Annotated in this window: 26 protein-coding genes; 15 read left to right on the forward strand and 11 right to left on the reverse strand. The window is 67.5% G+C overall.

What is annotated here, in order from left to right; translation table 11 throughout:
• Positions 1–2 precede the first annotated feature (2 nt).
• The 3 genes from NI2_RS00695 to NI2_RS00705 all read right to left on the reverse strand — a co-directional run bounded on the left by NI2_RS00695 (position 3) and on the right by NI2_RS00705 (position 3,097).
• Entirely contained in the window at positions 3–1,670 is a 1,668-nt protein-coding gene (locus NI2_RS00695) for an NAD(P)/FAD-dependent oxidoreductase (protein ID WP_067484608.1), read from the reverse strand.
• Positions 1,671–1,696: 26 nt separating this feature from the next.
• On the reverse strand, positions 1,697–1,876 hold the full coding sequence (locus tag NI2_RS00700; RefSeq protein ID WP_067484612.1) for a hypothetical protein: 180 nt from the start codon (positions 1,874–1,876) through the stop codon (positions 1,697–1,699).
• Between the two features lie 189 nt (positions 1,877–2,065).
• Entirely contained in the window at positions 2,066–3,097 is a 1,032-nt protein-coding gene (locus NI2_RS00705) for a beta-ketoacyl-ACP synthase III (protein ID WP_067484615.1), read from the reverse strand.
• Positions 3,098–3,337: 240 nt separating this feature from the next.
• Here NI2_RS00705 and NI2_RS00710 point away from each other — a divergent pair, with 240 nt between their 5' ends.
• The 5 genes from NI2_RS00710 to NI2_RS00730 all read left to right on the forward strand — a co-directional run bounded on the left by NI2_RS00710 (position 3,338) and on the right by NI2_RS00730 (position 7,441).
• On the forward strand, positions 3,338–3,610 hold the full coding sequence (locus NI2_RS00710; protein WP_067484617.1) for a GlsB/YeaQ/YmgE family stress response membrane protein: 273 nt from the start codon (positions 3,338–3,340) through the stop codon (positions 3,608–3,610).
• A gap of 69 nt (positions 3,611–3,679) precedes the next feature.
• On the forward strand, positions 3,680–4,393 hold the full coding sequence (locus tag NI2_RS00715) for a phosphatidylserine decarboxylase (RefSeq protein ID WP_067484619.1): 714 nt from the start codon (positions 3,680–3,682) through the stop codon (positions 4,391–4,393).
• A complete protein-coding gene (locus NI2_RS00720; RefSeq protein ID WP_067484621.1) occupies positions 4,390–5,268 on the forward strand; it encodes a CDP-alcohol phosphatidyltransferase family protein in 879 nt (292 codons plus the stop codon). The genes NI2_RS00715 and NI2_RS00720 overlap by 4 nt, the downstream gene beginning before the upstream one ends.
• Positions 5,269–5,353: 85 nt before the next feature.
• Entirely contained in the window at positions 5,354–6,226 is an 873-nt protein-coding gene (locus tag NI2_RS00725) for an RNA polymerase sigma-70 factor (protein WP_067484623.1), read from the forward strand.
• A gap of 81 nt (positions 6,227–6,307) precedes the next feature.
• A complete protein-coding gene (locus tag NI2_RS00730) occupies positions 6,308–7,441 on the forward strand; it encodes an NAD(P)/FAD-dependent oxidoreductase (protein WP_067484625.1) in 1,134 nt (377 codons plus the stop codon).
• Positions 7,442–7,444: 3 nt separating this feature from the next.
• On the opposite strand, the gene NI2_RS00735 is transcribed toward NI2_RS00730, so the two are convergent.
• Positions 7,445–8,683 carry a hypothetical protein gene (locus NI2_RS00735; protein WP_067484627.1) on the reverse strand — a complete coding sequence of 413 codons (1,239 nt, stop codon included), beginning with the start codon at positions 8,681–8,683 and terminating at the stop codon, positions 7,445–7,447.
• A gap of 74 nt (positions 8,684–8,757) precedes the next feature.
• On the opposite strand from NI2_RS00735, the gene NI2_RS00740 reads away from it, so the two are divergent.
• The gene (locus NI2_RS00740) at positions 8,758–9,486 is read left to right on the forward strand and encodes a Clp protease N-terminal domain-containing protein (RefSeq protein WP_067484629.1); all 729 of its coding nucleotides are present in this window, start codon (positions 8,758–8,760) and stop codon (positions 9,484–9,486) included.
• A gap of 241 nt (positions 9,487–9,727) precedes the next feature.
• Positions 9,728–11,350, forward strand: coding sequence for a chaperonin GroEL (gene groL / locus NI2_RS00745; RefSeq protein ID WP_067485808.1), 1,623 nt, complete (start codon positions 9,728–9,730; stop codon positions 11,348–11,350).
• Positions 11,351–11,545: 195 nt separating this feature from the next.
• Here the strand turns inward: groL and NI2_RS00750 are convergent, their stop codons facing one another.
• A complete protein-coding gene (locus NI2_RS00750; RefSeq protein ID WP_243749767.1) occupies positions 11,546–12,343 on the reverse strand; it encodes a DUF6585 family protein in 798 nt (265 codons plus the stop codon).
• 158 nt (positions 12,344–12,501) lie between these two features.
• On the opposite strand from NI2_RS00750, the gene NI2_RS00755 reads away from it, so the two are divergent.
• Positions 12,502–12,993: a hypothetical protein gene (locus tag NI2_RS00755; protein WP_067484633.1), complete on the forward strand. Its 492-nt coding sequence runs from the start codon at positions 12,502–12,504 to the stop codon at positions 12,991–12,993.
• On the opposite strand, the gene NI2_RS00760 is transcribed toward NI2_RS00755, so the two are convergent.
• Positions 12,994–13,548: a TetR/AcrR family transcriptional regulator gene (locus NI2_RS00760; RefSeq protein WP_208115321.1), complete on the reverse strand. Its 555-nt coding sequence runs from the start codon at positions 13,546–13,548 to the stop codon at positions 12,994–12,996.
• A 38-nt stretch (positions 13,549–13,586) separates the two neighbouring features.
• Between NI2_RS00760 and NI2_RS00765 the strand changes: the two genes are divergently transcribed.
• Positions 13,587–14,360: an alpha/beta fold hydrolase gene (locus NI2_RS00765; protein WP_166655735.1), complete on the forward strand. Its 774-nt coding sequence runs from the start codon at positions 13,587–13,589 to the stop codon at positions 14,358–14,360.
• Here NI2_RS00765 and NI2_RS00770 read toward each other — a convergent pair.
• Positions 14,340–15,299, reverse strand: coding sequence for an SMP-30/gluconolactonase/LRE family protein (locus tag NI2_RS00770; protein WP_067484642.1), 960 nt, complete (start codon positions 15,297–15,299; stop codon positions 14,340–14,342). The two genes, NI2_RS00765 and NI2_RS00770, sit on opposite strands and share 21 nt — an antisense overlap.
• A 114-nt stretch (positions 15,300–15,413) precedes the next feature.
• On the opposite strand from NI2_RS00770, the gene NI2_RS00775 reads away from it, so the two are divergent.
• A complete protein-coding gene (locus NI2_RS00775; protein ID WP_133733863.1) occupies positions 15,414–15,863 on the forward strand; it encodes a MarR family winged helix-turn-helix transcriptional regulator in 450 nt (149 codons plus the stop codon).
• A 51-nt stretch (positions 15,864–15,914) separates the two neighbouring features.
• Here the strand turns inward: NI2_RS00775 and NI2_RS00780 are convergent, their stop codons facing one another.
• A complete protein-coding gene (locus tag NI2_RS00780) occupies positions 15,915–16,364 on the reverse strand; it encodes an SRPBCC family protein (RefSeq protein ID WP_067484645.1) in 450 nt (149 codons plus the stop codon).
• Between the two features lie 239 nt (positions 16,365–16,603).
• Here NI2_RS00780 and NI2_RS34830 point away from each other — a divergent pair, with 239 nt between their 5' ends.
• The 3 genes from NI2_RS34830 (at position 16,604) to NI2_RS00790 (ending at position 18,333) form a co-directional block, all read left to right on the forward strand.
• Positions 16,604–16,726 carry a hypothetical protein gene (locus NI2_RS34830; RefSeq protein ID WP_255283991.1) on the forward strand — a complete coding sequence of 41 codons (123 nt, stop codon included), beginning with the start codon at positions 16,604–16,606 and terminating at the stop codon, positions 16,724–16,726.
• 105 nt (positions 16,727–16,831) lie between these two features.
• Positions 16,832–17,464, forward strand: coding sequence for a TetR/AcrR family transcriptional regulator (locus NI2_RS00785; RefSeq protein ID WP_243749766.1), 633 nt, complete (start codon positions 16,832–16,834; stop codon positions 17,462–17,464).
• Positions 17,464–18,333 carry an alpha/beta hydrolase family protein gene (locus NI2_RS00790; protein ID WP_067484651.1) on the forward strand — a complete coding sequence of 290 codons (870 nt, stop codon included), beginning with the start codon at positions 17,464–17,466 and terminating at the stop codon, positions 18,331–18,333. Before NI2_RS00785 ends, NI2_RS00790 begins: the two co-directional genes overlap by 1 nt.
• Positions 18,334–18,351: 18 nt before the next feature.
• On the opposite strand, the gene NI2_RS00795 is transcribed toward NI2_RS00790, so the two are convergent.
• Positions 18,352–20,409, reverse strand: coding sequence for a prolyl oligopeptidase family serine peptidase (locus NI2_RS00795; RefSeq protein WP_067484653.1), 2,058 nt, complete (start codon positions 20,407–20,409; stop codon positions 18,352–18,354).
• 23 nt (positions 20,410–20,432) lie between these two features.
• Complete coding sequence (locus NI2_RS00800; protein ID WP_067484654.1) at positions 20,433–20,963, reverse strand: AMIN-like domain-containing (lipo)protein; 531 nt, start codon at positions 20,961–20,963, stop codon at positions 20,433–20,435.
• Between the two features lie 137 nt (positions 20,964–21,100).
• Between NI2_RS00800 and NI2_RS00805 the strand changes: the two genes are divergently transcribed.
• On the forward strand, positions 21,101–22,066 hold the full coding sequence (locus NI2_RS00805; protein ID WP_084475768.1) for a dipeptidase: 966 nt from the start codon (positions 21,101–21,103) through the stop codon (positions 22,064–22,066).
• Between the two features lie 79 nt (positions 22,067–22,145).
• Here the strand turns inward: NI2_RS00805 and NI2_RS00810 are convergent, their stop codons facing one another.
• Positions 22,146–23,153, reverse strand: a complete 1,008-nt coding sequence (locus NI2_RS00810) for an NADP-dependent oxidoreductase (protein ID WP_067484658.1) — start codon at positions 23,151–23,153, stop codon at positions 22,146–22,148.
• Positions 23,154–23,389: 236 nt separating this feature from the next.
• On the opposite strand from NI2_RS00810, the gene NI2_RS00815 reads away from it, so the two are divergent.
• Complete coding sequence (locus NI2_RS00815) at positions 23,390–23,977, forward strand: dihydrofolate reductase family protein (protein ID WP_067484659.1); 588 nt, start codon at positions 23,390–23,392, stop codon at positions 23,975–23,977.
• The last annotated feature ends 31 nt before the right edge of the window (positions 23,978–24,008 follow it).

Below are 24,008 nucleotides of genomic sequence, written 5' to 3' on the forward strand. Positions count from 1 at the left end.
TCCTACGACAGGTACCGGTGCACGAACATCACGGCCATGGCGCCTTCGCCGACCGCCGAGGCGACCCGCTTGGCCGACTCCGCGTGCACGTCACCGGCCACGAACACCCCGGGCACGCTGGTTTCGAGGTGGTGCGGTGGGCGCGGCAGCTCCCAGCCTGCCGGGCGCGCGCCGTCGACGAGCAGGTCGGGGCCCGCCAGCACGTAGCCGGCGTCGTCACGGGCGACGACACCGTCGAGCCAGCCGGTCTGCGGTGCGGCGCCGATGAACAAGAACAATCGTTGCGCGTCGACCTTGTCCTCGGTGCCGTTGCGGTTGTCGCGCAGGACGATCCGTTCCAGATGCTGGTCGCCGTCGGCGCCGGTCACCTCGGTTTCGGTGTGCACGGTGATGTTCGGGATCTGCGCGATCTGCTGAATCAGGTAGTGCGACATCGACTTCTCCAGCGAGTCGCCACGCACCACCAGGTGCACGCCACGCGCGTGCCGCGACAGGAACACCGCGGCCTGCCCGGCGGAGTTCGCGCCGCCCACGATGTACACCTCCTGCTCGGCGCATTCGGTGGCCTCGGTCATCGCCGAGCCGTAATACACGCCGCGCCCCGTGAATTCGTCGACACCCGGCGCCGGATGACGTCGGTAGTCCACGCCGGTGGCGATGAGAACCGTGTGCGCGCACAGTGATCCGCCGTCGGCGAAGCGCACGGTGCGCGCCGAGCCGTTCACCTCCAGGCCCACGACCTCGCGGGTGGTGACGATCTCGGCTCCGAACTTGGCGGCCTGCCTGCGTGCGCGGTCGGCCAGTTGCGCGCCCGAAAGCCCGTCGGGGAACCCGAGATAGTTCTCGATGCGTGAGCTCTGCCCGGCCTGCCCGCCGGTCGCGGTGCGTTCCACCAGCACGGTGCGCAAACCCTCGGACGCTCCGTAGACGGCGGCGCCGAGCCCGGCCGGACCACCGCCGACGACGATCAGGTCGTAGAACTCGTCGCTGGCCTGCACGGTGAGACCGCAGCTTTCGGCGAGTTCGCTGTCGGTCGGCTGGATCAGTGCCTCACCGGCCTGGGTGATGACCACCGGACACGACTGCGGGTCGGCACCCGCCGCCTCGAGCAGCCGGGCGCCCTCGGGTTCGTCGCGCGGGTACCAGCGGTACGGCAACTGGTTGCGCGCCAAGAACTCTCGCACCTGCGAGGATCGCGGTGACCAGCGGTCACCGACCACCTTGGTCTCGTAGACGGGTCGCTGTTCGGCGCTGCGCCAGGCGTCGAGGAGCCCATCGATCACCGGATACAGCTTCTCCTCCGGCGGATCCCACGGCTTGAGCAGATAGTGGTCGAGGTCGACGACGTTGATCGCGTTGATCGCCGCATCGGTGTCGGCGTAGGCGGTGAGCAATACGCGGCGTGCGTAGGGATGCAGGTCCATCGCCTGCTCGAGGAATTCGATGCCGTCCATACCCGGCATGCGGTAGTCGGCGATCAATACGGCCACCGGCTGACCGCGCAGCTTCATCTCACGCAGGGCCTCGAGGGCCTGCGGACCCGATTCGGCGCGCAGAATGCGGTAGTCGGCGCCGAAGCGGCGGCGCAGGTCGCGCACCACCGCCCGCGATACGCCGGGATCGTCGTCGACGCTCAGAATGGCCGGTTTGGTCATGGCGGGATTGCTCACCCCGCAAGTATCCCCCGTGCGCGGAATCAGAGCTGGCGCTGCAGTACCAAGTCGAGCTCGGTGGGGGTGAGCAGGCGTTCGAGGCGTTCGTCGCGTTTGCGGCGGGTGAAGGCGCTGCGCAGGGCGAAGCTGTCATCCGGCTCGATGGTGGGGAGCAGCGGGACCTCGTTGATGTACCTGCGTGGCAGGAGTGAGCGCAGTTTCACGGCCGATCACCTCGGGGTCGACGACGGGTATGCCGGGCGGCTGAGCCTCTTCGATCAGCTACTTCGATTAGCGAAGAGTTTGCCAGCATGTCCGAGTCGGTGCAAGCGGGACGGTGTGGCCACGGCCGGAGGGCCGGTCGGTGACCTGCTTCGGTGCAGGTCACCGCCGTCGTGGTGGGATTTGCCGAGTCAGGACTTCCAGGCGGGCATGGTGATCACCTGTGCGGCATAGGACAACCCTGCGCCGAAGGCGATGAGCAGGGCCGTATCGCCCGGCTTCGATTCGCCCTTGCGCAGCAGCGCCTCCATGGCCAGCGGGATCGAGGCTGCCGAGGTGTTGCCCGACTCCTCGATGTCGTTGGCCAGCGCGCAGCTCTCCGGCAGCTTCAGCACCCGGGCCATGATCTCGATGATGCGGCCGTTGGCCTGGTGCGGGATCATCGCGTCGAGTTCGTCGGTGGTCAGGCCCGCGCGATCGATCGCCTCCCGGCACACCTTCTCCAGCGAGTGCGCCGCCCAGCGGAACACCGCCGTGCCCTCCATCGTGAGATAGGGCCGCACCGCCTCGACGCCCTTCTCCTCGATCTCGGCGAAGAACTCCATCCAGTCCTTGCTCTGGCGGATGGCGTGGTGCTGGGTGCCGTCCGAACCCCACACCGTCGGGCCGATGCCCTGCTCCGGTGCGGGCCCGACGATCACCGCGCCGGCGCCGTCGGCGAACAGGAAGGCGGTGGAACGGTCGGTGAAATCGATGGTGTCGGTGAGCTTTTCGACGCCGATCACCAGCACGTGCTGCGAGGTGCCCGCGCGCACGAGGTCCGAGGCCATGCCGACGGCGTGACAGAAACCGGCACAGCCCGCGGAGATGTCGAAGGCGGCGGCGCCGGTCATGTCCAGGTCGGTGGCGATGCGCGGCCCGATGGCCGGGGTGAGCAGCAGGTGGGTGGACGTCGCGACGATGACGCAGTCGACCTGATCGGCGGCGACACCCGCGGCGGCCATCGCGTCACGCGCGGCGGCAACGCTCATGGACTGCACGGTCTCGGAGTCCGAGGCGAAGCGGCGGGTCTTGATGCCGGATCGGGTCTGGATCCACTCGTCGCTCGAGTTGATCGGGCCCGCGACCTCGTCGTTGGTGACCACCCGGGCGGGGCGGTACACGCCCAGCCCGAGGATCGCGGTGTGCTCCGCGCCAGTCGTCTGGGCGATTCGAGCAGCCATGCGTATCTCCTCTGTACCTGGCAACCTGCGGGTTGCACCGCTGGGTGTACCTGAAGCATCGAAATCTGTCCCTCATCGCCCGTGACCCCTACGTGGACAAGATGTGAACGCGTAGACATGAGGCGTCCTCATATTAGCGCGAAAATCTGTCCGAAGAGTGTCGATTGTCACAAGAGGCGAGGGGTATAACTGTGAGACGAGGCGATAGCTAGCCGACCCTTCGAGGGAACGAGGTACACAATGCTCGGACTCGGGATCATTGGTTGGATCATCATCGGCGGACTCGCCGGATGGATAGCCAGCAAGTTCATGAAGACCGACGCCCAGCAGGGCATCCTGCTCAACATCGTCGTCGGTATCGTCGGCGGTCTGCTCGGCGGCTTCATCTTGAAGCTGTTCGGCGTCGACGTCGAGGGCGCGGGCTGGATCTTCAGCTTCATCACCTGTCTTGCCGGTGCCTGCCTGCTGTTGTTCCTGGTCGGACTCTTCACCGGGCGCAGATCAGCGCACTGACGGCCACTGCGGGCGACGGGCTTCCCGTAAGGTGTGATCGCTGTTGTCATCACACGAAAGAGGGAGCCCGTGGCACGCCGCCCCACCCCGCCCGGCACGCCCGAGACCACCGGCGTCGGCCATGTCGTCGACCTGGTCCGGGCCGCTGTACCTCCGCTGCACCCCGCAGGCCTGCCGTTCGTGGCGGCGCCGCTGGCGGTGGCGGTCGTCGGCGGACGCAACAAGTGGGTTCGGCGGGCCGGTTTAGCCGCCGCGGCGGCCTGCGCAGCCTTCTTCCGGCACCCGCACCGGGTGCCGCCCAACCGCGCGGGCATCGTCGTCGCACCCGCCGACGGTGAGATCGCCCTCGTCGACACGGCCGTGCCGCCCGCCGAACTCGGCCTGGGTGAGCAGCCGTTGCCGCGGGTGAGCATCTTCCTGTCCGTGCTCGACGTGCACGTGCAGCGCGTGCCCGTGTCCGGCACGGTGCGCGAGGTGCTGCACCAGCCGGGCAAATTCCTCTCCGCCGACCTGGCCGAGGCCTCCGACGCCAACGAGCGCAACAGCATGCTCATCGAGACGGCCGAGGGCAAGCAGGTCGTCGTCGTGCAGATCGCCGGCCTGCTCGCGCGCCGGATCGTCTGCGACGCCCGCGTCGGCGATCAGCTCACCATCGGTGACACCTACGGACTCATCCGTTTCGGTTCCCGCGTGGACACCTACTTCCCGGCGGGCACCGAACTGCTGGTGACCCCCGGTCAGCGCACGATCGGAGCCGAAACCGTGCTGGCTGTGCTGGGATGATCGAACAGGCGCATTCGGCTCGCCGCCGTCGGCCGCGTTCGGTCCGGTTGCTGCCGAGCATCGTCACCATCCTCGCGCTGTGCTCGGGGTTGTCGGCGGTGAAGTTCGGGCTCGACGGTGAACTCGGCATCGCGCTGGCCATGGTCGGTGCCGCCGCCGTGCTCGACACCCTCGACGGCCGCTTGGCGCGCATGCTCGACGCCACCTCCAAGATGGGCGCCGAACTCGACTCGCTCTCCGACGCCATCTCCTTCGGCGTCGCGCCCGCGCTCGTCCTCTACGTCACGCTCCTCGACGGGTACAGCGCGGGCTGGATCATCGCCCTGATGTACGCGGTGAGCCTGGTGCTTCGCTTGGCCAGGTTCAACACCCTGCTCGACGACGATTCCCGCCCGAACTGGGCGCGTGAGTACTTCACCGGTGTGCCCGCGCCCGCGGGTGCCCTGATCGCGCTGGTCCCGATCGCGCTGAAGGTGCAGTTCGGCGACGGCTGGTGGGACAGCTTCACCTTCGTCGCCGTGTGGACGACCTTCGCCGCGCTGCTGTGCGTGAGCACCATCCCGACGCTCGCCATGAAGTCGGTGTCGGTGGCACCGCAGGCCGCGGCCGGTCTGCTGGTGCTCGTCGCGGTCGCGGCCGCGCTGCTGGTGACCTACCCGATCGTGCTGCTGCTGATCCTCGTCGCGCTGTATCTGGGTCACATCCCGTTCGCCTGGCGCTCGGCACGCTGGGTGGCGGCGCGACCGGAGACCTGGCAGCACAAACCCGCCGAGCGGCGGGCCCAGCGGCGTGCGCAGCGGCGGATGCCGCAGATCCGCCGTCCGGCGATTCGCGGGTCGGCGCGGTTGCGGTTACGTCGTCCACGCGAGGACTAGCTTCCCGGCGAGACGCCGCCCACATCCTGCTGATCGCGGGGCCGGGTGGGCGGTACCGTAGCGCCACTACGGCAAGGGAGCGCGGGTGGAATCGGACGGGATCACGGAGTTCTCGCGGCATCGGCCGAGGCTGTTCGCGCTTGCCTACCGCATGTTCGGTGCCGCGAGCGAGGCCGAGGACATCGTGCAGGAGGCCTACCTGCGCTGGGCAGCCGCCGACCGGTCCGCGATCGACAATCCCGAGGCGTGGCTCACCACCGTCACCGTGAACCTGTGCCGCACCGAGCTGGCGTCGGCGCGTGCCCGGCGCGAGACCTACGTCGGCCCGTGGTTGCCCGAGCCGGTGCCCTCCGGGGAATTCGGTCCGCTGGAAACCGTCGAGGAACGCGAATCGGTATCGCTGGCGCTGCTCACCGCGATGGAACGGCTCAACCCGGTGGAGCGTGCGGTGTTCGTGCTGCGCGAGGCGTTCGGCTACCCGCACGCCGAGATCGCGGCGATGCTCGACCTCACCGAGGCCAACTCGCAGCAGATCCTGCACCGGGCCACCACCCGGGTGCGCGGCGGGAAGCGGCGCTACCCGGCGCCGAACGAGCAGGTGCGTGCCCTGTTCGAGCGATTCATGTCCGCCGCCGCAACCGGTGATGTCGCCGGTCTGCGCGCCATGCTCGCCGCCGACGTGGTGAGCATGGCCGACGGCGGCGGCAAGGTGACCGCCGCCCGCCGCCCGGTGACGGGCGCCGACCAGGTGTCGCGTTACCTCGTCGGGCTCACCAAGTTCCTCACCCCGGCAACGACTTTCGCCTTCGACGAGGTGAACGGCGAGCTGGCGTTGATCGTGCGGGCCGACGGTGTGCAGCCCAGTTCGGTCATGTTCTTCGAGATCGACGACGCGGGCTTGGTCGACGAGGTACTCATCGTGGTGAACCCGGACAAACTGGACCGATTCGCGGTGTGAGCCGGATCACCGGTACGACCTGTCAGGAAAGCGGGGGCTGTCCGGTCTGGAGGGTGTCGGCACATCGAGAGGAGCCACACCATGACCGGTCAGCATCGGATCGTCGTTCTCGGCGCGGGGTACGCGGGTCTCGCGGCGGCCCGCCGTCTGGCCCGCACATCGCGTGACACGACGATCACCGTGGTCGATTCCCGCGCCGAGTTCGTCGAGCGTGTGCGGTTGCACCAGGAGGCGGCGGGGCAGCGAATCAAGCGCTGGGAGCTGCGGAAGTTGTTAGAGCGCAAGGGGGCAGAGTTCGTTCAGGCGAGAGTCTCGGGTCTCGACCCGGTGACCAAGCAGGTTCACCTCGAGGAGCTTGCCGGCTCACCGGAAGGCGCTGGTCGTCGGCCCTCGAACATCGGTGAATGGTCACTCGCGTACGACACGTTGGTCTACGCGCTCGGTAGCGCGGCCGATCGGTCGGGTGCGCCGGGCGTGGCCGAATACGCGCGGTCTGTCGCGACGCCCGAGGATGTACGTGCCCTGCCCGAGGGGCGGGTCATTGTGGTCGGCTCCGGATCGACGGGCATCGAGCTGGCGGCGGAACTCGCCGAATCGCAAAGCTATTCGGCAGTGACTCTGGTCGGTGCCGATGAGCCGGGCGCCTGGTTGTCGACGCGGGCCGTCGAGAGCATCCGTGCCACGCTCACCCGGCTCGGGGTGGAAATCCGGTCGTCGGCGAAGGTCGTCGAGGTGCTGCCGACGGGTGTGCGGCTCGCCGACGACACCGTCATCGAAGCCGAATCAGTGGTCTGGACAGCAGGTTTCACCGTTCCCGACCTGGCCCGGAGCGCCGGTCTCGCGGTCGACGATCACGGCCGCATCCGCACCGACGCGACCCTGCGCTCGATCTCCCATCCCGACATCTACGCCGCCGGCGATGCGGCGCTGATCGCAGGGCCGGGCGATCGTCCGCTCCGAATGGCTTGTGCCACGGCTATTCCGGCGGGTGGTTACGTGGCCCGGGCGATTGTCGCCCGGGCCAAGGGCGACGAGCCGGAGCCGATGAACTTCCGCTACCAGCTCCAATGCCTCAGTCTCGGCCGCCGCGATGCCGTCATACAGGTGCTCAATGCCGACGACACTCCCGGAGCGCGCGTGATCCGGGGCCGTACGGGTGCGCTGGTGAAGGAATTGATCGTTCGCGGCGCGGGAATGACAGTCGGCTTGCGCTGACGGTCAGCACCGATTGCGCCGGGCGGGGCTTCTCACGGCTGCGGTGATCTGCCCGGCCCACGGGGCGAGGGCGATCAGGGTGAGCACCGTGAGCCACGGGAGGCGCCACCACCAGCGCAATTCGTAGGTGGCAGAAGGTGGTTCGGCGGTCAGGAGCCGGGCTGTCGACGACCACGCGACGAAGGCGTCACCGATCGGAACAAGGCCGAGCGCATAGCGTTTCGAGCCGGGCAGGTCGATCGGCAGGCCGAGCAGTTCGCCTTCGGCGGCCAAGGCGCGGGCCAGGGTGTCGTCACCGTTGACGCGGGCGGCACCCTGGGCGACCACCGTGGCCGACAGGCTCACACCCGCGATCAGCGGCCCCGAGTCCACGTCGCCGCTGCCCTCCACCCCCTTCGGGTATTCGCGAAGTGCGGGACCGAAACTGCCTGGGTAAGCCACGAATCGGTCGCGATACAGCGCGTATTGCGCCTGGGCGAATGCCGGGTCGATCTCGGGCAGGAATCGATGGATCATCGTCTGCGAGGTCGCCCTCGACCCTTCGACCAGCGAGCCGTCCGAAGCGGAAACCTGGTGGGGGAGCAGCCCTGTGGACGGATCGAGCCGCGCCTCGGCTTGGTTCACCCAGCGTTCGATCACCGCCGAATACCGCGCACCGAACAGCTTGTCGTGCAACCGCAACGAGGCGTTGGCGACGGTGGAGTCCACCGGCCACGCCTGCCCGCGATACGCCTGCAGAAACGGTGTCTCCGAGGCCGCGAATGCCTGCGCGATTTCCTCTGTTTGCGCGGAAAACCGTTGTACTGCAACTGAATCAGAGCGGTCGAGAGTCAGGATCGCCCCGCGCAACCAATTCGTCCATCCCGCCCAGAAGATCCCGTACGCGGGTTGCAATTGCGGATCGAATACCGCCCGCCCCTCCTCGGACTCCATTCGTGCCAGCGCCCACCGTGATTCGCGCACCGCCTCGTCACGGAGATCGGAATCGGCATGCGCCGCCTGCACCCAGCTGAGTCCGTAGAGCACGTTCGAGAACAGATGCCCTTCCGGAAACAGTTGCTGCGCTGCGGAATCGGAGCCGTCGTCCAATGCCGAACGCAGAAACGCCAGCTGCCGTTCCGTGGCACCGGGTATCTCCCCGATGCCCGGTTGCGAAAACAGGAAACGACCCGCCGCGACCAGACAAACCATAGTCACCAGCACGCCCGCGCAGCGCAGGCCCCACCCCAGGATTCTCCCCATGCCCACACTCTGCCACCGATTTAATCGTCAACTAGCAGTTGACGCATAGGTGATCGTCAACTTAGAGTTGACGCATGAGCACACCGAACATCCGCCTCGACGATCTGATCGACGGCATCAAGAAGGCCCGCCCCGACAACGTCCTCGAACAACTCACCGACGCCGTCGTCGTCGGCGATCACATGGGCGAGGTCGCCGACCACCTCATCGGCCACTTCGTCGACCAGGCACGCCGCTCCGGCGCCTCCTGGACCGAGATCGGCGCCAGCATGGGCGTCAGCAAGCAGGCCGCGCAGAAGCGCTTCGTTCCCAAGCGGCCCGGCGACGCCGCCGCGATGGACCCGCAGGCCGGGTTCGCCAAGTTCACCCCGCGTGCGCGGCAGGTCGTCGTCGACGCGCAGGAGTCGGCGCGGGCGGCGAACAACGACCAGATCACTCTCGGCCATCTGATCCTGGCCCTGATCGGTCAGCGAGAAGGTCTCGCGGCCAAGGAAATCGAGGCCAGGGGTGTCGAACTCGACGCTGTTCGCGCGGCGGCCACCGCGGGGCTACCCGGTGCCGCCGACGAGGTGCCCGCGCTCATCCCGTTCGACGGGGAAACCAAGAAGGTGCTGGAACTGACTTTTCGCGAGGCGCTTCGCCTCGGCCACAACTACATCGGCACCGAGCACATCCTGCTCGCGCTGCTCGAGCACGAGAACGGCTCGGGTGTGCTCAGTGACCTCGGCCTGGACAAGGCTGTTGTAGAAGCCGAACTCGTCGAACTGCTGAGCCAGTTCCTCGCCGCGCAGGAAGAATCCTGATCCCGTCGCCTCCGGCGCGGCGGTTCGTGCCGGAGGCGACCTTGCACTCTCGTCACTCGAGTGCTAAAAATGGCCTTGGCACTCACGTCTGTTGAGTGCCAGGTCGGGACGGTGAGATCGGGTTCCATCGACACCCTCGGTCGTCCGTCGCGGGCACCGCACCTGGCCAGCGTACTTGGGGACGATCCAACCTGTGGTCGTCTCGTGTGTCAGCCATAGACATGTGGAGGATCTCAACGCAATGGCCAAGACAATTGCGTACGACGAAGAGGCCCGTCGCGGTCTCGAGCGGGGTCTGAACGCCCTCGCCGACGCTGTCAAGGTGACGCTGGGCCCGAAGGGTCGCAACGTCGTGCTCGAGAAGAAGTGGGGCGCCCCCACGATCACCAACGATGGTGTGTCCATCGCCAAGGAGATCGACCTCGAGGACCCGTACGAGAAGATCGGCGCCGAGCTGGTCAAGGAAGTCGCCAAGAAGACGGACGACGTCGCCGGCGACGGTACGACCACCGCTACCGTGCTCGCCCAGGCGCTCGTGCGTGAAGGTCTGCGCAACGTCGCGGCCGGCGCGAACCCGCTGGGCCTGAAGCGCGGCATCGAGAAGGCCGTCGAGGCCGTCACCGCCAAGCTGCTCGACTCCGCCAAGGAGATCGACACCAAGGAGCAGATCGCCGCCACCGCGGGTATCTCCGCCGGTGACCCGGCCATCGGCCAGCTCATCGCCGAGGCGATGGACAAGGTCGGCAAGGAAGGTGTCATCACCGTCGAGGAGAGCAACACCTTCGGGCTCCAGCTGGAGCTCACCGAGGGTATGCGCTTCGACAAGGGCTACATCTCCGGTTACTTCGTCACCGACCCCGAGCGTCAGGAAGCGGTCCTCGAGGACCCGTACATCCTGCTCGTGTCGTCGAAGATCTCGACCGTCAAGGACCTGCTGCCGCTGCTGGAGAAGGTCATCCAGGCCGGCAAGCCGCTGCTGATCATCGCCGAGGACGTCGAGGGCGAGGCCCTGTCGACCCTGGTCGTGAACAAGATCCGTGGCACCTTCAAGTCCGTCGCCGTCAAGGCCCCGGGCTTCGGTGACCGTCGCAAGGCCCAGCTGGCCGACATCGCCATCCTCACCGGTGGCGAGGTCATCAGCGAAGAGGTCGGCCTGTCGCTGGAGACCGCCGGTCTCGAGCTGCTCGGCCAGGCGCGCAAGGTCGTCGTCACCAAGGACGAGACCACCATCGTCGAGGGCGCGGGCGACGCGGAGGCCATCAAGGGCCGCGTGGCGCAGATCCGCACCGAGATCGAGAACTCGGACTCGGACTACGACCGTGAGAAGCTGCAGGAACGTCTGGCCAAGCTGGCCGGCGGCGTCGCGGTGATCAAGGCCGGTGCCGCTACCGAGGTCGAGCTCAAGGAGCGCAAGCACCGCATCGAAGATGCCGTGCGCAACGCCAAGGCCGCCGTCGAAGAGGGCATCGTCGCCGGTGGTGGCGTGGCCCTGCTGCAGTCGGCGCCCGCACTGGACGACCTGAAGCTGACCGGCGACGAAGCAACCGGTGCCAACATCGTGCGCGTCGCGCTGTCGGCCCCGCTGAAGCAGATCGCCTTCAACGCCGGCCTCGAGCCCGGCGTGGTCGCCGAGAAGGTCTCGAACCTGCCCGCGGGTTCCGGCCTGAACGCCGACTCCGGCGAGTACGAGGACCTGCTGGCCGCCGGCGTCGCCGACCCGGTCAAGGTCACCCGTTCGGCCCTGCAGAACGCGGCCTCCATCGCGGCCCTGTTCCTCACCACCGAGGCCGTCGTCGCCGACAAGCCGGAAAAGGCGGCCCCCGCGGCCGACCCCACCGGCGGCATGGGCGGCATGGACTTCTGATCCCCTGATCAGCTAGTTCAACAAGTCCACGAAGGCCGGTCCACTCTCGAGTGGACCGGCCTTCGGTCTGTCCGACAGGAGCGTGAAGTGGCGTTCGCCCGCACTGTCCGCAAGTACACCGTCACCCGGCGAGTAGTCGGGCGCAACCGATGAGCAGGCGAAGGCAAACGCGATCGTGCCTGAGGGCAGTCCGATCTAGCCGACGGGCGTCAGGCGCAGGCGTTCGGCTAGTTCGTTGAAGATGTAGAAGTTGGGGATGGTGTTGACGGGGGCCAGGGACATCCACATGCCTGCGACTTTGAGGCGGATGTGGCCGCTGCGGGCGTCGATGAGTTGGATGTTGGTCCAGGGGAAGGGTTCGCCCTTGTAGGTGAGGGCGTCGAGGGAGAGGCCGAGGTCGCCGAAGTTCACGGTTTCGCCGTTGTCGATGGCGGCGACGGCGAGGGGGAGTTGGGTTGCGGTGACGGCGGATTGGATGGCGCGTGCCCATTCGCGGGCGCGGGCGAATCCCTCTTCGTCGATTTCGGCGCGGCCCGCGGGACCGGTGAGTTCGAGGCGGTAGACGACGGGAACCGTGTCGTGGAAGGGGATTTCCTCCTGCCGCACCTCGGTGGTGTCCCACCGGAATCCGGCGACGCGCTGACCCGAGTGGTACACCGTGACCCCGTATTCGAACAGGTCGATGCGGGCGGCGCGGTTCTGCCGGTTGATGATTCCGCGCCGGAAGGCGAGCATCACCGGGACCGCCGCGATCATGAGCAGCGCGACGGCACCGGGCCACGCGCCGACGATCAGGCAGATCACCCCGATGAACGCGATGCAGCCCGCGACGATGCCGCACCCGCGCACGAAGGTGTCGTCGGCCGGAGTGGCCAGGAAGGTGTCGCGGTGCGCACCGAGTTGCTGGTACTCCGCCATGAGGTGTATCAGCTGGGTCAGCGGCACGGGGTGGCGAGCCTCGGCTACGGTCTCCGGCCTGTTCGGAGTGATCACTTGTCCCTCCATGAGGCGTTTCATCCGCGGCGAAGCGTATTCGACCGGCGCAGATAACGCCACCTGTGGGGCGCTCGAAATCCGCCCACGACCGGCCTGGACACGCTCCATACGCATGCGTATGGTTTGCGCAGGGGCACCGCTGAGAGGTTGGATGAATGATCCGCAACATTCACGAGCGAACAATTCAGGCACCGGCCGCACAGGTCGGCGAACTGCTCGACAACGTGGCGATTGCGGGAAACCCGTTGTGGCCCAGCGAGAAATGGCCACCGCTGGAGCTGGACGGCCCACTGGCCGAAGGCGCGACGGGCGGCCACGGTTCGACTCTCTACACCTGCACCGCCTACCGCCCAGGTGAATTCGTCGAGTTCACCTTCACGCCCGGTTTCATGCTCGAGGGCACCCACACCTTCGAGGTGATCGGCAAAGACGCGTCAAGCGCCCTGCGCCATGTGATCTCGGCCGAAACCCGAGGCGTATCCGGATTCCTGGGCTGGCACCTCGCCATCCGACCACTGCACGACGCCTTGCTCGAGGAACTGCTGGACAACGCCGAAACCGCCGTCGGCGCACCGCCCGCACCGTACCGATGGCCGCTGCGCGCCCGGCTGCTCTACTGGACTTTCGTCAAGCTCGGCCTCGACTGATTACACCAGCCGTTCGAGAATCGAATCGACCAATTCGCTGGTCGCGGGCAAGCTTTCGGGCGACACCCGCGCCAGCTGATTGATCCCGTGATAGATGCCGACGGCCACCGCCGCCCGCGTATCCGCCTGCTGTGCGGCCACTCCGAGCAGACGCAACTGCGCGGCCACGTACTCGATCCGCCGCGCCGCGACCCGTCGCATGGCAGCGGCGACCGCCGGCTGGTCGATGGCGGCCAGCAACGCCAGTTCCTCGCGGCCTTCGGTGGCGTAGTCGATGACATCGGTGAACAGCACCCGTAGCCGCTGCGCCGGGTCGGTGAGCTTGTCCAGCGCGGCGATCACCGCGTCGGTGCCCTCGCGTTCCCAGTGCGCGAGGACGGCGTCGACGAGGGCCGGGCGGTCCTTGAAATGCCAGTAGAAGCTGCCCTTGGTGGCGCCGAGACGTTTGGCGAGCGGCTCGACGGCCACACCGGCCAGACCGTTCTCGCCGAGGGCGACGATCGCGGCGGCGACCCAGTCGTCGGCACTGAGCCTGCGAGCGGAGGGTGACTTCACAGCCATACGCTATCGAATGGCCGCGCTAGGCTCGAGTGGTGGAGTTTCTCGACGAAGGCGCGGGCCCGGCGATTGTGTGCGTGCACGGGATCCCGGGTTCGGTCGAATGGTTCGGCGCCGCCGCCGAGCGGCTGACTCCCCGTTTCCGGGTGATCCGGGTGGACCTTCGCGCCGCTCCGGCGGATTTCGCCGCCCCGGCCAGATCGGCGCCCATCGCGGCCCTGCTCGCGGAGCTCGATCTGTCCGATGTGACGGTGGTCGGCCATTCGTTCGGCGCGGAGATCGCGCTCGAGCTGGCAACGCTGCCCCGTGTGACACGGGCGGTGGTGGTCGGGCAGAGCCCGGACTACACGGCCGCGCGGATTCCGGGGTTCGCCCGGCGGGTGGTCCGCCCGTGGTCGGTGCGGCTCGCGCAGCGCTGGACGCCGGGTTTCGTGATCCGCCAAGGCAATCGGACCTTGTTCGCGCCGCGGTTCCGCTACGCGTCGGTGCCCGGTCTCGCGGAGGCGGTCGTGCGCGACTTCCGTTCGGCGGCGCCGACGGGCCTGGCCTATGCCGTCGGTGCCCGCGCCGACGACTTCGCCGCCCGGCCGCTCGATGCCAGGGTGGCGGCGCTGGACGTACCGGTGCTCGCCGTGCACGGCCGCCACGACCACCTCTACGACGCCACCGCCACCCTCGCCCGGTTCGCCGCCGCCGGGGCGCGCACGCATCTGGTCGAGCACGCCGGGCATTCCCCGCAGGTCGAACAGCCCGACGAATTCGTCACTGTGCTGGAGGAATTCGTGCGGTCAGAACCCGTCGATCGCTGACACCACGAACGGCCCCGGCTTCTCGTCGCTGCCCATCGGTCCGCCCTTGTCGAATTGCGACGACACGATCAGCGCCCGGTCCCCGGAATGCACCATCGTGGTGGGGGTGCTCAGGGCCGGATCGTGGAATTCGCGTTCCCGCGTGGCCGCACCGCCGTGGTCGGTGACGGTCCAGCGGCTGATGGTGTTGTCGGTGTTGTGCACCACCCACAGCGTGTCGCCGCGCAGTTCCAGGCCGTCGCCGTTGCGCACGGTGCCGCCGGTCAGTGTCACCTCGCGGATCGGCTCGGCGCCGGTGAGGTCGATCCGGTACAGCTCGCCCGCCGACATCGCGACGACGAGCAGGTAGGTGCCCGCCTCGTCGGCGACGATCCCGTTGAGCTCGAAGGTCTTCGGGTCGCGTGGTCCGAGGACCGGTGCGAGGTCGGCGGCGACGGTGAGCTCGCCCCGGCCTTCCGTGGCGTTCGCGAGGGTGGCGCGGTAGACGACATTGCGGATGCTGTCGGTGAGGTAGGCGCTGCCGTCGGCGCCGAAGGCGAGGTCGTTGACGAAGCGCGGGCGGTCGTCCGGGACGTCGAACCGGGCGAGCAGGGCACGAGAACCAATGTCGTACACCATGACTCCCGCGGTCGAGTCGATCACCCACAGCCTGCCGTCGCGGTCCACCTGTAGTCCGTTGGTTGTCTTACGGCCGTCGGCGCCTGCCGGGAGGAACACCTCGGCCGTCGCCGCGTCCGCTCCCGCGCGGAAGACGGTGCCGTCGGCGTAGGAGCCGACATAGCTGGTTCCGGTGCGTGGATCGAGCGCGATGCCCTCGGGGTAGACGGCCGCCCCCGGCAGTCCATATGCGGTGCTCAGGACCGGTGACGGGGCCGGGGCGTCGGTGCCGCAGGCGGTGAGGGCGAGGCAGGTGACGGCCATCGCGAGGGTCCTGATCATGGTTAAGCCTCTCGTTCATGTAACGCAACACCTCATGGAACGAGCAGAAATGTAGATTAGAGTTCTAATGTTCGTCAAGGGTGATACTTCGAAATGGGCGGATACCATGCAGCCATGACGTCCATGCCCTCGACCGAGAGGCTGGGCACGTTCCTCAAGCGTGCCGAGCAAGCCATGATCGCGGCGAAAACAGCCGCGCTCAAACCGGCCGGGCTGACGGTTCCGCAGTTCAGCGCACTGATGTACCTCGCCGAGAACCCCGGCATCTCGGCTGCCGCTCTTGCCCGGCTGGCAGGGGTGACGCCGCCGACGATGAACACCGTCCTGACCAATCTGGTGGACCGTGGCCTGGTCGAACGCTCACCGCACGAGTGGCACAGGAACGTCCTCGAGACGCGGCTGACCGAGGCGGGCCGAGAGGTCACCGAGGCGGCCGACGCGCGCGCGATCGCGGTGGAACGCGCCGCGGCCGCCCACTTCACCGCCGAGGAGTTCGCCACGCTGACCGCACTGCTGACCCGCACGGCACAGGCTTTCGAGGAAGTCCGCCAGGATCTTCCGTAGCAAACGCGAAGAGCCCGCCGGAGGGGTCCGGCGGGCTCTTGGTCGAGCGGGTCAGCGTTCGGCCGCGGCCTTGATCTTGCGCAGCGTCTCGTGCATGCCCGAGACGAGATCGGCCTCGAACTTCTCCTCGCCACCGGCGAGCTTGATCACCGGGCCCATCCAGCCGGGAATTCCCTTGGGGTCGAGGGTGCGTCGCTCGACGAGGCGGGTGCCCGCGGCGGTCGGCGCGAGCTCGTAGCTCCACACGGTGTGGTTCTCGTTCATCCGGAACGCCAGCGCGGTGTTGGGGACGAACCGCACGATGCGCGAGCTGGTCGGCCAGACCTTCCAGCCGTCGCGGTTGAAGTTGATGGTGCGCGCCCCTTCGCGAACCCCGCCGATCGCCAGCATCTTGACCGTGGTCGGGCTGAACTCCGACATCCGGTTCAGGTCCGCGAGAATCGACCAGACCTTCTCCGGCGATGCGGCGATGTCGATACTTGCTTCGAGATTGTTCGGCAACGGTGCCTCCGGGGTGTGCGTGACGTACGGTCACACCGAGCATAGGGTCGCCACCCGCCTGAGCCCTCCGCCCACAGTCGGATTTTCCGCCGCCCTGGTTTTCGGGGGCTTGTGGGTCCTCACAGAAAAGTGGGGGAAATTCCTTTAAAACACCTCCTATTCACATTCGCCTTCGGTATCGTCCGAGACGGCAAATCGCCAGTGACAGAAGGTCACAGAGTGTCAACTTGGAGTGCACCATGCTTTACAACATCACCGAGTCCAACTCCGGCAGCAGCGGCGACGGCGGCATCCTCGCCCTGCTGATGAGTCTGCTCACCAGCTCGATGAGCACCGGTTCGGCCCAGACCTCCGGTAACTGAGCGCATCTGAAGCAAACTTCCGGCTAACGCGCGGTAAGCCGGGAGGGCTGTCGTTGGGCCCGATCCATGACGAGGGGATCGGGCCCTTCGGTATTGTCAGCGACAATGTCACAGGATGCGAATACGGGACGAATGTATGCCGGGCAGCCCGTAGAGGACCGGCAACGCCAGCGGCGTGCGCGTTTTCTGGAGTCAGGCCTGACGGTCTTCGCGCGCGACGGGTACGCCAACAGTTCGGTCGGTGCCATCTGTAAGGACGCCGGACTGTCGTCGCGGCAGTTCTACGAGGAGTTCACCGGCCGCGAATCGCTGCTACTCGAGCTGTACGAGCAGATCGACCGCGAATCCCGCGAGGCGGTGGCTACCGCCCTCGCGGCGAAGAGCGACGCCAGCGCGATCGACCAGATCGACGCGGCCGTGCGCGCTTACGTCGAGACCATCGGCACCGATCCGCGCAAGGCGCGGGTGGCGCTGGTCGAGGTGGTCGGCGCCGGACCCAAGGTCGAGAAGTTCCGCCTCGAGCTACGCCGGGTGTGGGGTTCGCTGCTGGCGGGCGCCGCCGAGGACGCGGCCATGCACGGCGAAATCCCCCCGGGCGACTACGAATTGCGGGTGCTCGCCATCATCGGCGCGGTGAACTATGTGGTCGACGGCTGGAGCGGTGCCGATCCTCGTCCGCCGCTCGACGATGTGATCCAGGTGCTGAGCCGGGTGATTCTCGGCGCGGTCGGGGCTTGATGGCGCGGGTCGAGACCGTCCCGATCCAGGTGCCCGACGGCACCACCCTGCCCGTGCGGCTGATTCCGGCGCGCGGGCCGCACCGCCATCCGGTGACCCCCGACGCCCCGCGTCCGGTGATCGTGATCGTGCCCGGCCTCGCCGTGCCCGGTGAGTTCTACGAATACTTCGCCCACCAGCTGGCCGGGCGCGGATTCGATGTGGCCATCGGCGAATTGCGTGGTCAGGGCGGTAGTACTCACCGTCCCGGTGCCGAAAGTACCTACGGTTACCACGAATTGGTCGCCGTGGATTTTCCGGCGATGCTGCAGGTGGTGCGGCACCGTTTCCCCAGCAGCACCCCGTACCTGCTCGGGCACAGCATGGGCGGCCAGCTGTCGGTGCTCTACGCGGCCCGGGTGCGCGGCAGGCTCGGCGGACTGATCCTGATCGCCTCCGGCACACCGTATTACCGCGGCTACCGAGGCGTGCTCGGCCCGGGGATGCTCGTCGGCACGGCCGCGGTGGCGGTCGCGTCGAATCTCGCCGGCTTCTGGCCGGGTGACATGCTGGGCAAACGGGCATACGGCCGCCAGTCCAAGGTGCTCATGTCGGACTGGGCCCGCCTGGCCCGGACCGGCCGCTTCGTTCCGGTCGGCGCCGATATCGATTACGAGGAACGTGTCGCGCGGCTGAAGTTCCCGGTGCTGTCGATCACCATCGAGGGCGACGAGATGACGCCGCAGACCTCCGCCGACCATCTGCTGAGCAAGATGCCCGCCGCCGAGATCACTCGCCGGTTCGAGCCGGAACCGCTGGGCCACAACGGCTGGATCACCAACCCGGACTCGACCGTCGACGCCGTCGAGAAGTGGCTGCGCGACCGCTGAGCGGCACCGCCGGTTCGCCTACCGTCCGCGACTCTCCATCAGCATCTGCGTGAAGAACTCGTACACCAGCGCCGACAGGTACGCCGACTGCTTGTTGTCGGCCGCGCCGCCGTGTCCGCCCTCGATGTTCTCGTAGTACCAGACGGTGCGGTCCTGAGACTCCAGCAGCGCGGCCATCTTTCGCGCATGCCCCGGGTGGACCCGGTCGTCGCGGGTGGAGGTGGCGAGCAGGATCGGCGGGTACTGCTTGCCGGGGTCGGTGTTCTGGTACGGCGAGTACTCGCTGATGAACGCCCACTCTTCGGGCTTGTCCGGGTCGCCGTACTCCGCGATCCAGGAGGCGCCTGCCAGCAGCAGGTGGTAGCGCTTCATGTCCAGCAGCGGCACCTGGCACACGATGGCGCCGAACAGTTCCGGGTAGCGGGTGAGCATCACGCCCATCAGCAGACCGCCGTTGCTGCCGCCGATCGCACCGAGCCGGTCGGCGGTGGTGATGCCGCGGGTCACCAGGTCGCGGGCTACCGCCGCGAAGTCCTCGAAGGCGCGGTGGCGGTGCTCTTTCAGTGCGGCCGTGTGCCATTCGGGCCCGTACTCGCCGCCGCCACGGATATTGGCCAGCACGTAGGTGCCGCCCTTTTCGAGCCACGCCATGCCCGCCGTGCCCAGGTACACCGGGGTTCTGGAGACTTCGAAGCCGCCGTAGCCGTTCATGATCGTCGGGCCGGGGGTGCCGCGGCGATCACGGTGGCGGATCACGAAGTAGGGGACCGCGGTTCCGTCGTCGGAGGTGGCAAAAAACTGCTCGGTTTCGATGCCGTCGGCGTCGAAGTACGCGGGTGCCTGCTTCAACAGCGCGGGAGTTTCGCCGACCGCGCTGTTCAGGAGGGTGGTCGGGGTGGTGAAACCGGTAGTGGTGAGCATGAATTCGTCGCCACCTTCCACCGGGTCGAGATTGCTCACGGAGGTGCTCGACATGGCGGGGGTGTCGGGGAGGTCCGCGCTCGCCCAGCCGTCGGGGCCGGGGGTGAGGACGCGCAGGCCCGTCTGCACATCGCGCAGGGTGGTGAGGATCAGGTGGTTCTCGGTCCAGCCCCACGATTCCAGCGAGGTGTGCGGATCGGGGGCGAACAGTACCTCGAACTGCCTTCCACCCGCGAGGAAGTCATTGATATCGGTGACCAGCAAGCTGCCCGCCGGGAAGGTGGTGTCGGCGGGGGCCCACTCGGTCTTCAGTCGCACCAGCAGCCAGTCGCGGTACCAGTCGACGTCGGCGTCGGTCGGTGTTTCCACCAGTCGCCATTCACCGTCGATGAGCAGGGAGACCTCGGAATTGAAGAAGTCCGTCGATCGATACAGGTAGTGCCGTTCGTAACCGGGGTGCCTGTCGTATCCGGCGCCGATCGACACATCACTCGGCTTGCCCTCGAAAACCGTTTCGGCGGCCGATAGTTCGGTGCCGCGCCGCCAGCGCTTCGCGATGCGGGGGTAGCCCGAATCGGTGAGTGACGCCGGTCCGAAATCAGTGCCGACGTAGACGGTGTCGGCGTCGATCCAGCCGATTCTTGACTTGGCCTCGGGCAGAAAGAACCCGCCGTCCTCAGGGGCGATGAATTCTCTTGTGGTCATGTCGAATTCGCGTTCGACCGTGGCATCGGCACCACCGCGCGACAGGTGGATGATGGCGCGTTCCTGCGACGGCCGAAGCACCGCGGCCCCACCCCACACCCAGTTCTCCCCATCGGCCTCGGCGAGCGCGTCGACATCGATCAGCACATCCCACTCGGGATTCTCGGTGGCATACGACTCGAACGTCGTCCGCCGCCACAGCCCGCGCGGGTGCTCGGCGTCGCGCCAGAAGTTGTACAGCCACGGTCCGCGCCGCGCGGGATAGGCGATCTTGGTGTCGTCGTCGAGCATCGCGAGGATGCGCTGCTCGAGGTCGGCGAACCGTTCGGTGTTCGCGAATCGGTCCGCGACCACCTCGTTGCGGGCACGGGCCCAGTCCAGCGCCGGTTCGGCGGTTACGTCTTCGAGCCAGAGGTAGGGATCGGTCACATTCTGCTCAACGCCGCTCATCCCCACATTGTTGCCGACGTGACTCACCAATAGTGCGCGACGTCTATCACCACACGGGACGGGCCTTCGAGGGTGAACACACGGAATGGCAGCCGGGCGCGCACGCCGAGCCCGAGGGTGGTCTGGCCCTCGAACGAACCGGCCCAGGCGACCTGACGGAAGGTCTGGTAGCCGTTCACGTTCACGAGGTCGCTGCGGTTACTCGGCAGGTAGGTGCTCGCGCCTGCGTCGTCGTGTGCGGGTGCCAGTACGGTGACCTGCAGGAACGCGCCGCCGCGCAGCGGGACGCCCGCACCGGAACCGTCCTGGGCGACGGTGCCGACGTAGCCCACCCGGTATCCGGCCTGCGGTCCGGTGAGGTCGATCACGAGACGGTCGTAGCAATCGTGTCGGCCCGCGCGCACATCGCGCACGACACCCGAGGAGTAGTTCGGACTCGACTTGTCGAGCGAGCCCCACGCGAGACCGCAGTAGGAGGGGGTCGCCGCGGCGGGCAGTGTCGAAAGGCCGACAGCCGCCGCGAAGCAAGCGAGCAGGACGAGGAAGCGACGCATGTCGCACCGCCTTCGAGCAAAGGGACGCAGTACTGATCAATCGGACGAATCAGACATCGCGTTAGCGTCGGTCCGGTGCCGATAGCGTTGCGAAACGTAGGATCGCAGGTCACGGATAACGATGGGGAGGTGTGTCCATGCTCTGGGAGCAGCATTGCTGTCTGCCGTTGTTGCCGACGGCACGGGTCGCGGATCTGGCGCGCTACCCGCTCGGGTCGTATCTGTCGGTGAATGTCGGGTATTCGGGGGAGACCAAGGCCGGCTCGCTCGCCCTGCTGCGGTTGTTCCGTGAGCAGGCCGCCGCCGACCCACGGTTCCGGCTGGTCGATCGGGTGAGGGATATCGGTGCGCCCGAAGTGATTTCACTGGCCTTCGACCTTGAGGATTCCGCACCGCTCGACGGTGACCTCGACAACGTCGCGGTCTTCTATGAACTCGGCGTGCGCTCCCTGCTGCCCACTTACAACCACGCCAACGCGGCCGGCTGCGGCTGCCTCGACACTGTCGACACCGGCCTCACCGCGTACGGAAAAGACCTGGTGCGCAAGCTCAACGAGGTCGGCATGTTCGTCGACGGCTCGCACTGCTCCCGCCGCACCGGCCTCGACCTGGCCACCCACACCGCCGCCCCCATGATCTACTCTCACTCCAATTTCGCTGCCCTGTGGGCACATCCGCGCAATATCACCGACGACCAGGCTCGCGCCTGTGCCGCGACGGGCGGGGTGATCGGCATCAACGGTGTCGGCATCTTCCTCGGCGAGAACGCCCCCGAAGCGCGAGCCGAGCGCCTCGCCGCCATGGCCGACCACATCCGCTACGGCGTCGACCTGGTCGGCATCGACCACATCGGCATCGGCTCCGACTACTCCTTCGACGGCGACCAATTCAACGCCGAGATCCACGAGAACCCCGCCGCCTTCTCCGCGGACTACACCGCCTGGGGCCCGTTGCAGTGGACCCCACCCGAAGACCTCCTCGGCGAAACCCCCGGCATCCCCAGCCTCGACGACCTCCTCGCAGCCCGAGGCTTCACCCCCGTCGAACGCACCGCCCTCTTCAGCGGCAACTTCACCCGCGTAGCCACCCAGGTCTGGCGCTGACCTGGACAGTCGATCACCACGCTCCGGTGGCGGACGGCACTCGGCCGATGCCGCCGCCAGCGCGTGGTGATCTTGGTCCTCACGCGAGGTGGACGAGCATCTTGCCGGTGTTGGCGCCGGTGAGGACGCCGAGGAGGGCGGCGGGGGCTTGGTCGAGGCCCTCGTAGGTGGTTTCGGCGGTGCGGAGGGTGCCGTCGGCGAGCCAGGCGGCGGCCTTCGGGATGTACTCGGCGAAGAGGGGGAGGTAGCTGGTCACGAGCATGCCGCGCAGGGTGATTTCCTTGGTCGCCGCGAGGTAGAGGTCGGGGGTGGAATGGGTGGTCGCGCCGTTGTAGCCGCTGATGGCGCCGACCAGGGCGATGCGGCCGTGCTGGTTGAGCGCCTCGATCGCGACCTTGAGGTGTTCACCGCCGACGCTGTCGAGGTACACATCGATGCCGTCCGGTGCGGCTTCGGTGAGCTGTCCGGCGAGGTCACCGGCGCGGTGGTCGATCGCCGCGTCGAAACCGAACTCGTCGAGCACCTTTCGCGTCTTGACCGGGCCACCCGCGGAACCGATCACTCTTTTCGCACCGAGGGCCTTGGCGATCTGGCCCGCCACACTGCCGACCGCGCCCGCGGCCGCCGAGATGAACACCGTGTCGCCCGGCTCCACCTTCGCCACCTCGGTCAGGGCGGCGTAGGCGGTGAGGCCGGTAGTGCCGAGAGCGCCGAGGAAGTGCTGTGGGGCAGCGAGTTCGGGGTCGATGGGAGTGACCGATGCCGCATCGACGACGGAGTGTTCGCGCCATCCGGCGAAGTGCGTCACCGTGGTGCCGACCGCGATATCCGCTTTCGACGCGATCACCTCACCGATCGCCGAACCTTCCAGTGCCGCACCGATTTCGAACGGCGCGATGTAGGACGGCTTGTCGTCCATCCGGCCGCGCATGTACGGGTCGACCGACATCCAGGTGTTGCGCATCAGGATCTGTCCGTCGGCGAGTTCGGGCAGCTCCCGCTCCACGAGGGCGAAGTCGGTGGCGACCGGTGCACCGTTCGGGCGGGCGGCGAGGTGGATTTCGCGGGTATGCGTCGGAATGGTCATGATCTAGCCTTCTTTCGAGGTCAGCCGGTGTTTTCTGACCGGTGAAGACCACGTTATGGCGGTCCGGTCGCCGTTCCCAGGTCCGCGCACGCCACCACCCGGTCCTTACGCGCCAGGGCCCGACAGGCGCGTGCCATGGTCGCCACACCTGGCGATCGAAAGGATTTCGCACCGATGAGTTCCGTGCGCACGGTGCGTCTATATCGATGACAACCGTTTCGCCAGGAGGCGCGAGCATGGGCAAAGTATTCACGCATATGACGATGTCGCTGGACGGATTCGTCGCCGACCCCGACGACGGGATCGGCGAACTGTTCGAGTGGTACGAGGGCGGCGAGGTGACCGTGCCGAGCGCGAGCAGCGAGCGGTCGCTGCAGGTCGACGAGGCAGGCGCACAGGTGCTGCGCGAGTGGATCGACAACACGGGCGCTCTCATCGCGGGCCGCCGTCTGTTCGACATGACCAACGGTTGGGGCGACAAGCACCCGGTGGGCGCGCCCGTTGTCGTCGTCACCCATCACGCCCCGGACGACGCCGCGCAGCGCTGGCCGAACACCACATTCGTCGGCGATGTGGCCGCCGCCGTCACCGAGGCCAAGCGGATCGCGGGCGACAAGAACGTCACCATCGCCAGCTCGACGATCATCCAGCAGGCCCTCGACCTCGGCCTGGTCGACGAGGTGTGCGTGAGCCTCGTGCCGGTGCTGTTCGGCGAGGGCGTCTCCTACTTCGGCAAGCTCGCGAAAGGACACCTGCTGCTCGACGACCCGGTCGTCGTCCCGGGCCGCCGCGCCACCCACCTGAGCTACAAGGTCCGTCGCTGAACGACCACTGCCCGGCCCCTGCGCGACAGGA

The sequence above is a fragment of the Nocardia ignorata NBRC 108230 genome (genome assembly GCF_001612905.1).
In the GTDB taxonomy this organism is placed as follows: domain Bacteria; phylum Actinomycetota; class Actinomycetes; order Mycobacteriales; family Mycobacteriaceae; genus Nocardia; species Nocardia ignorata.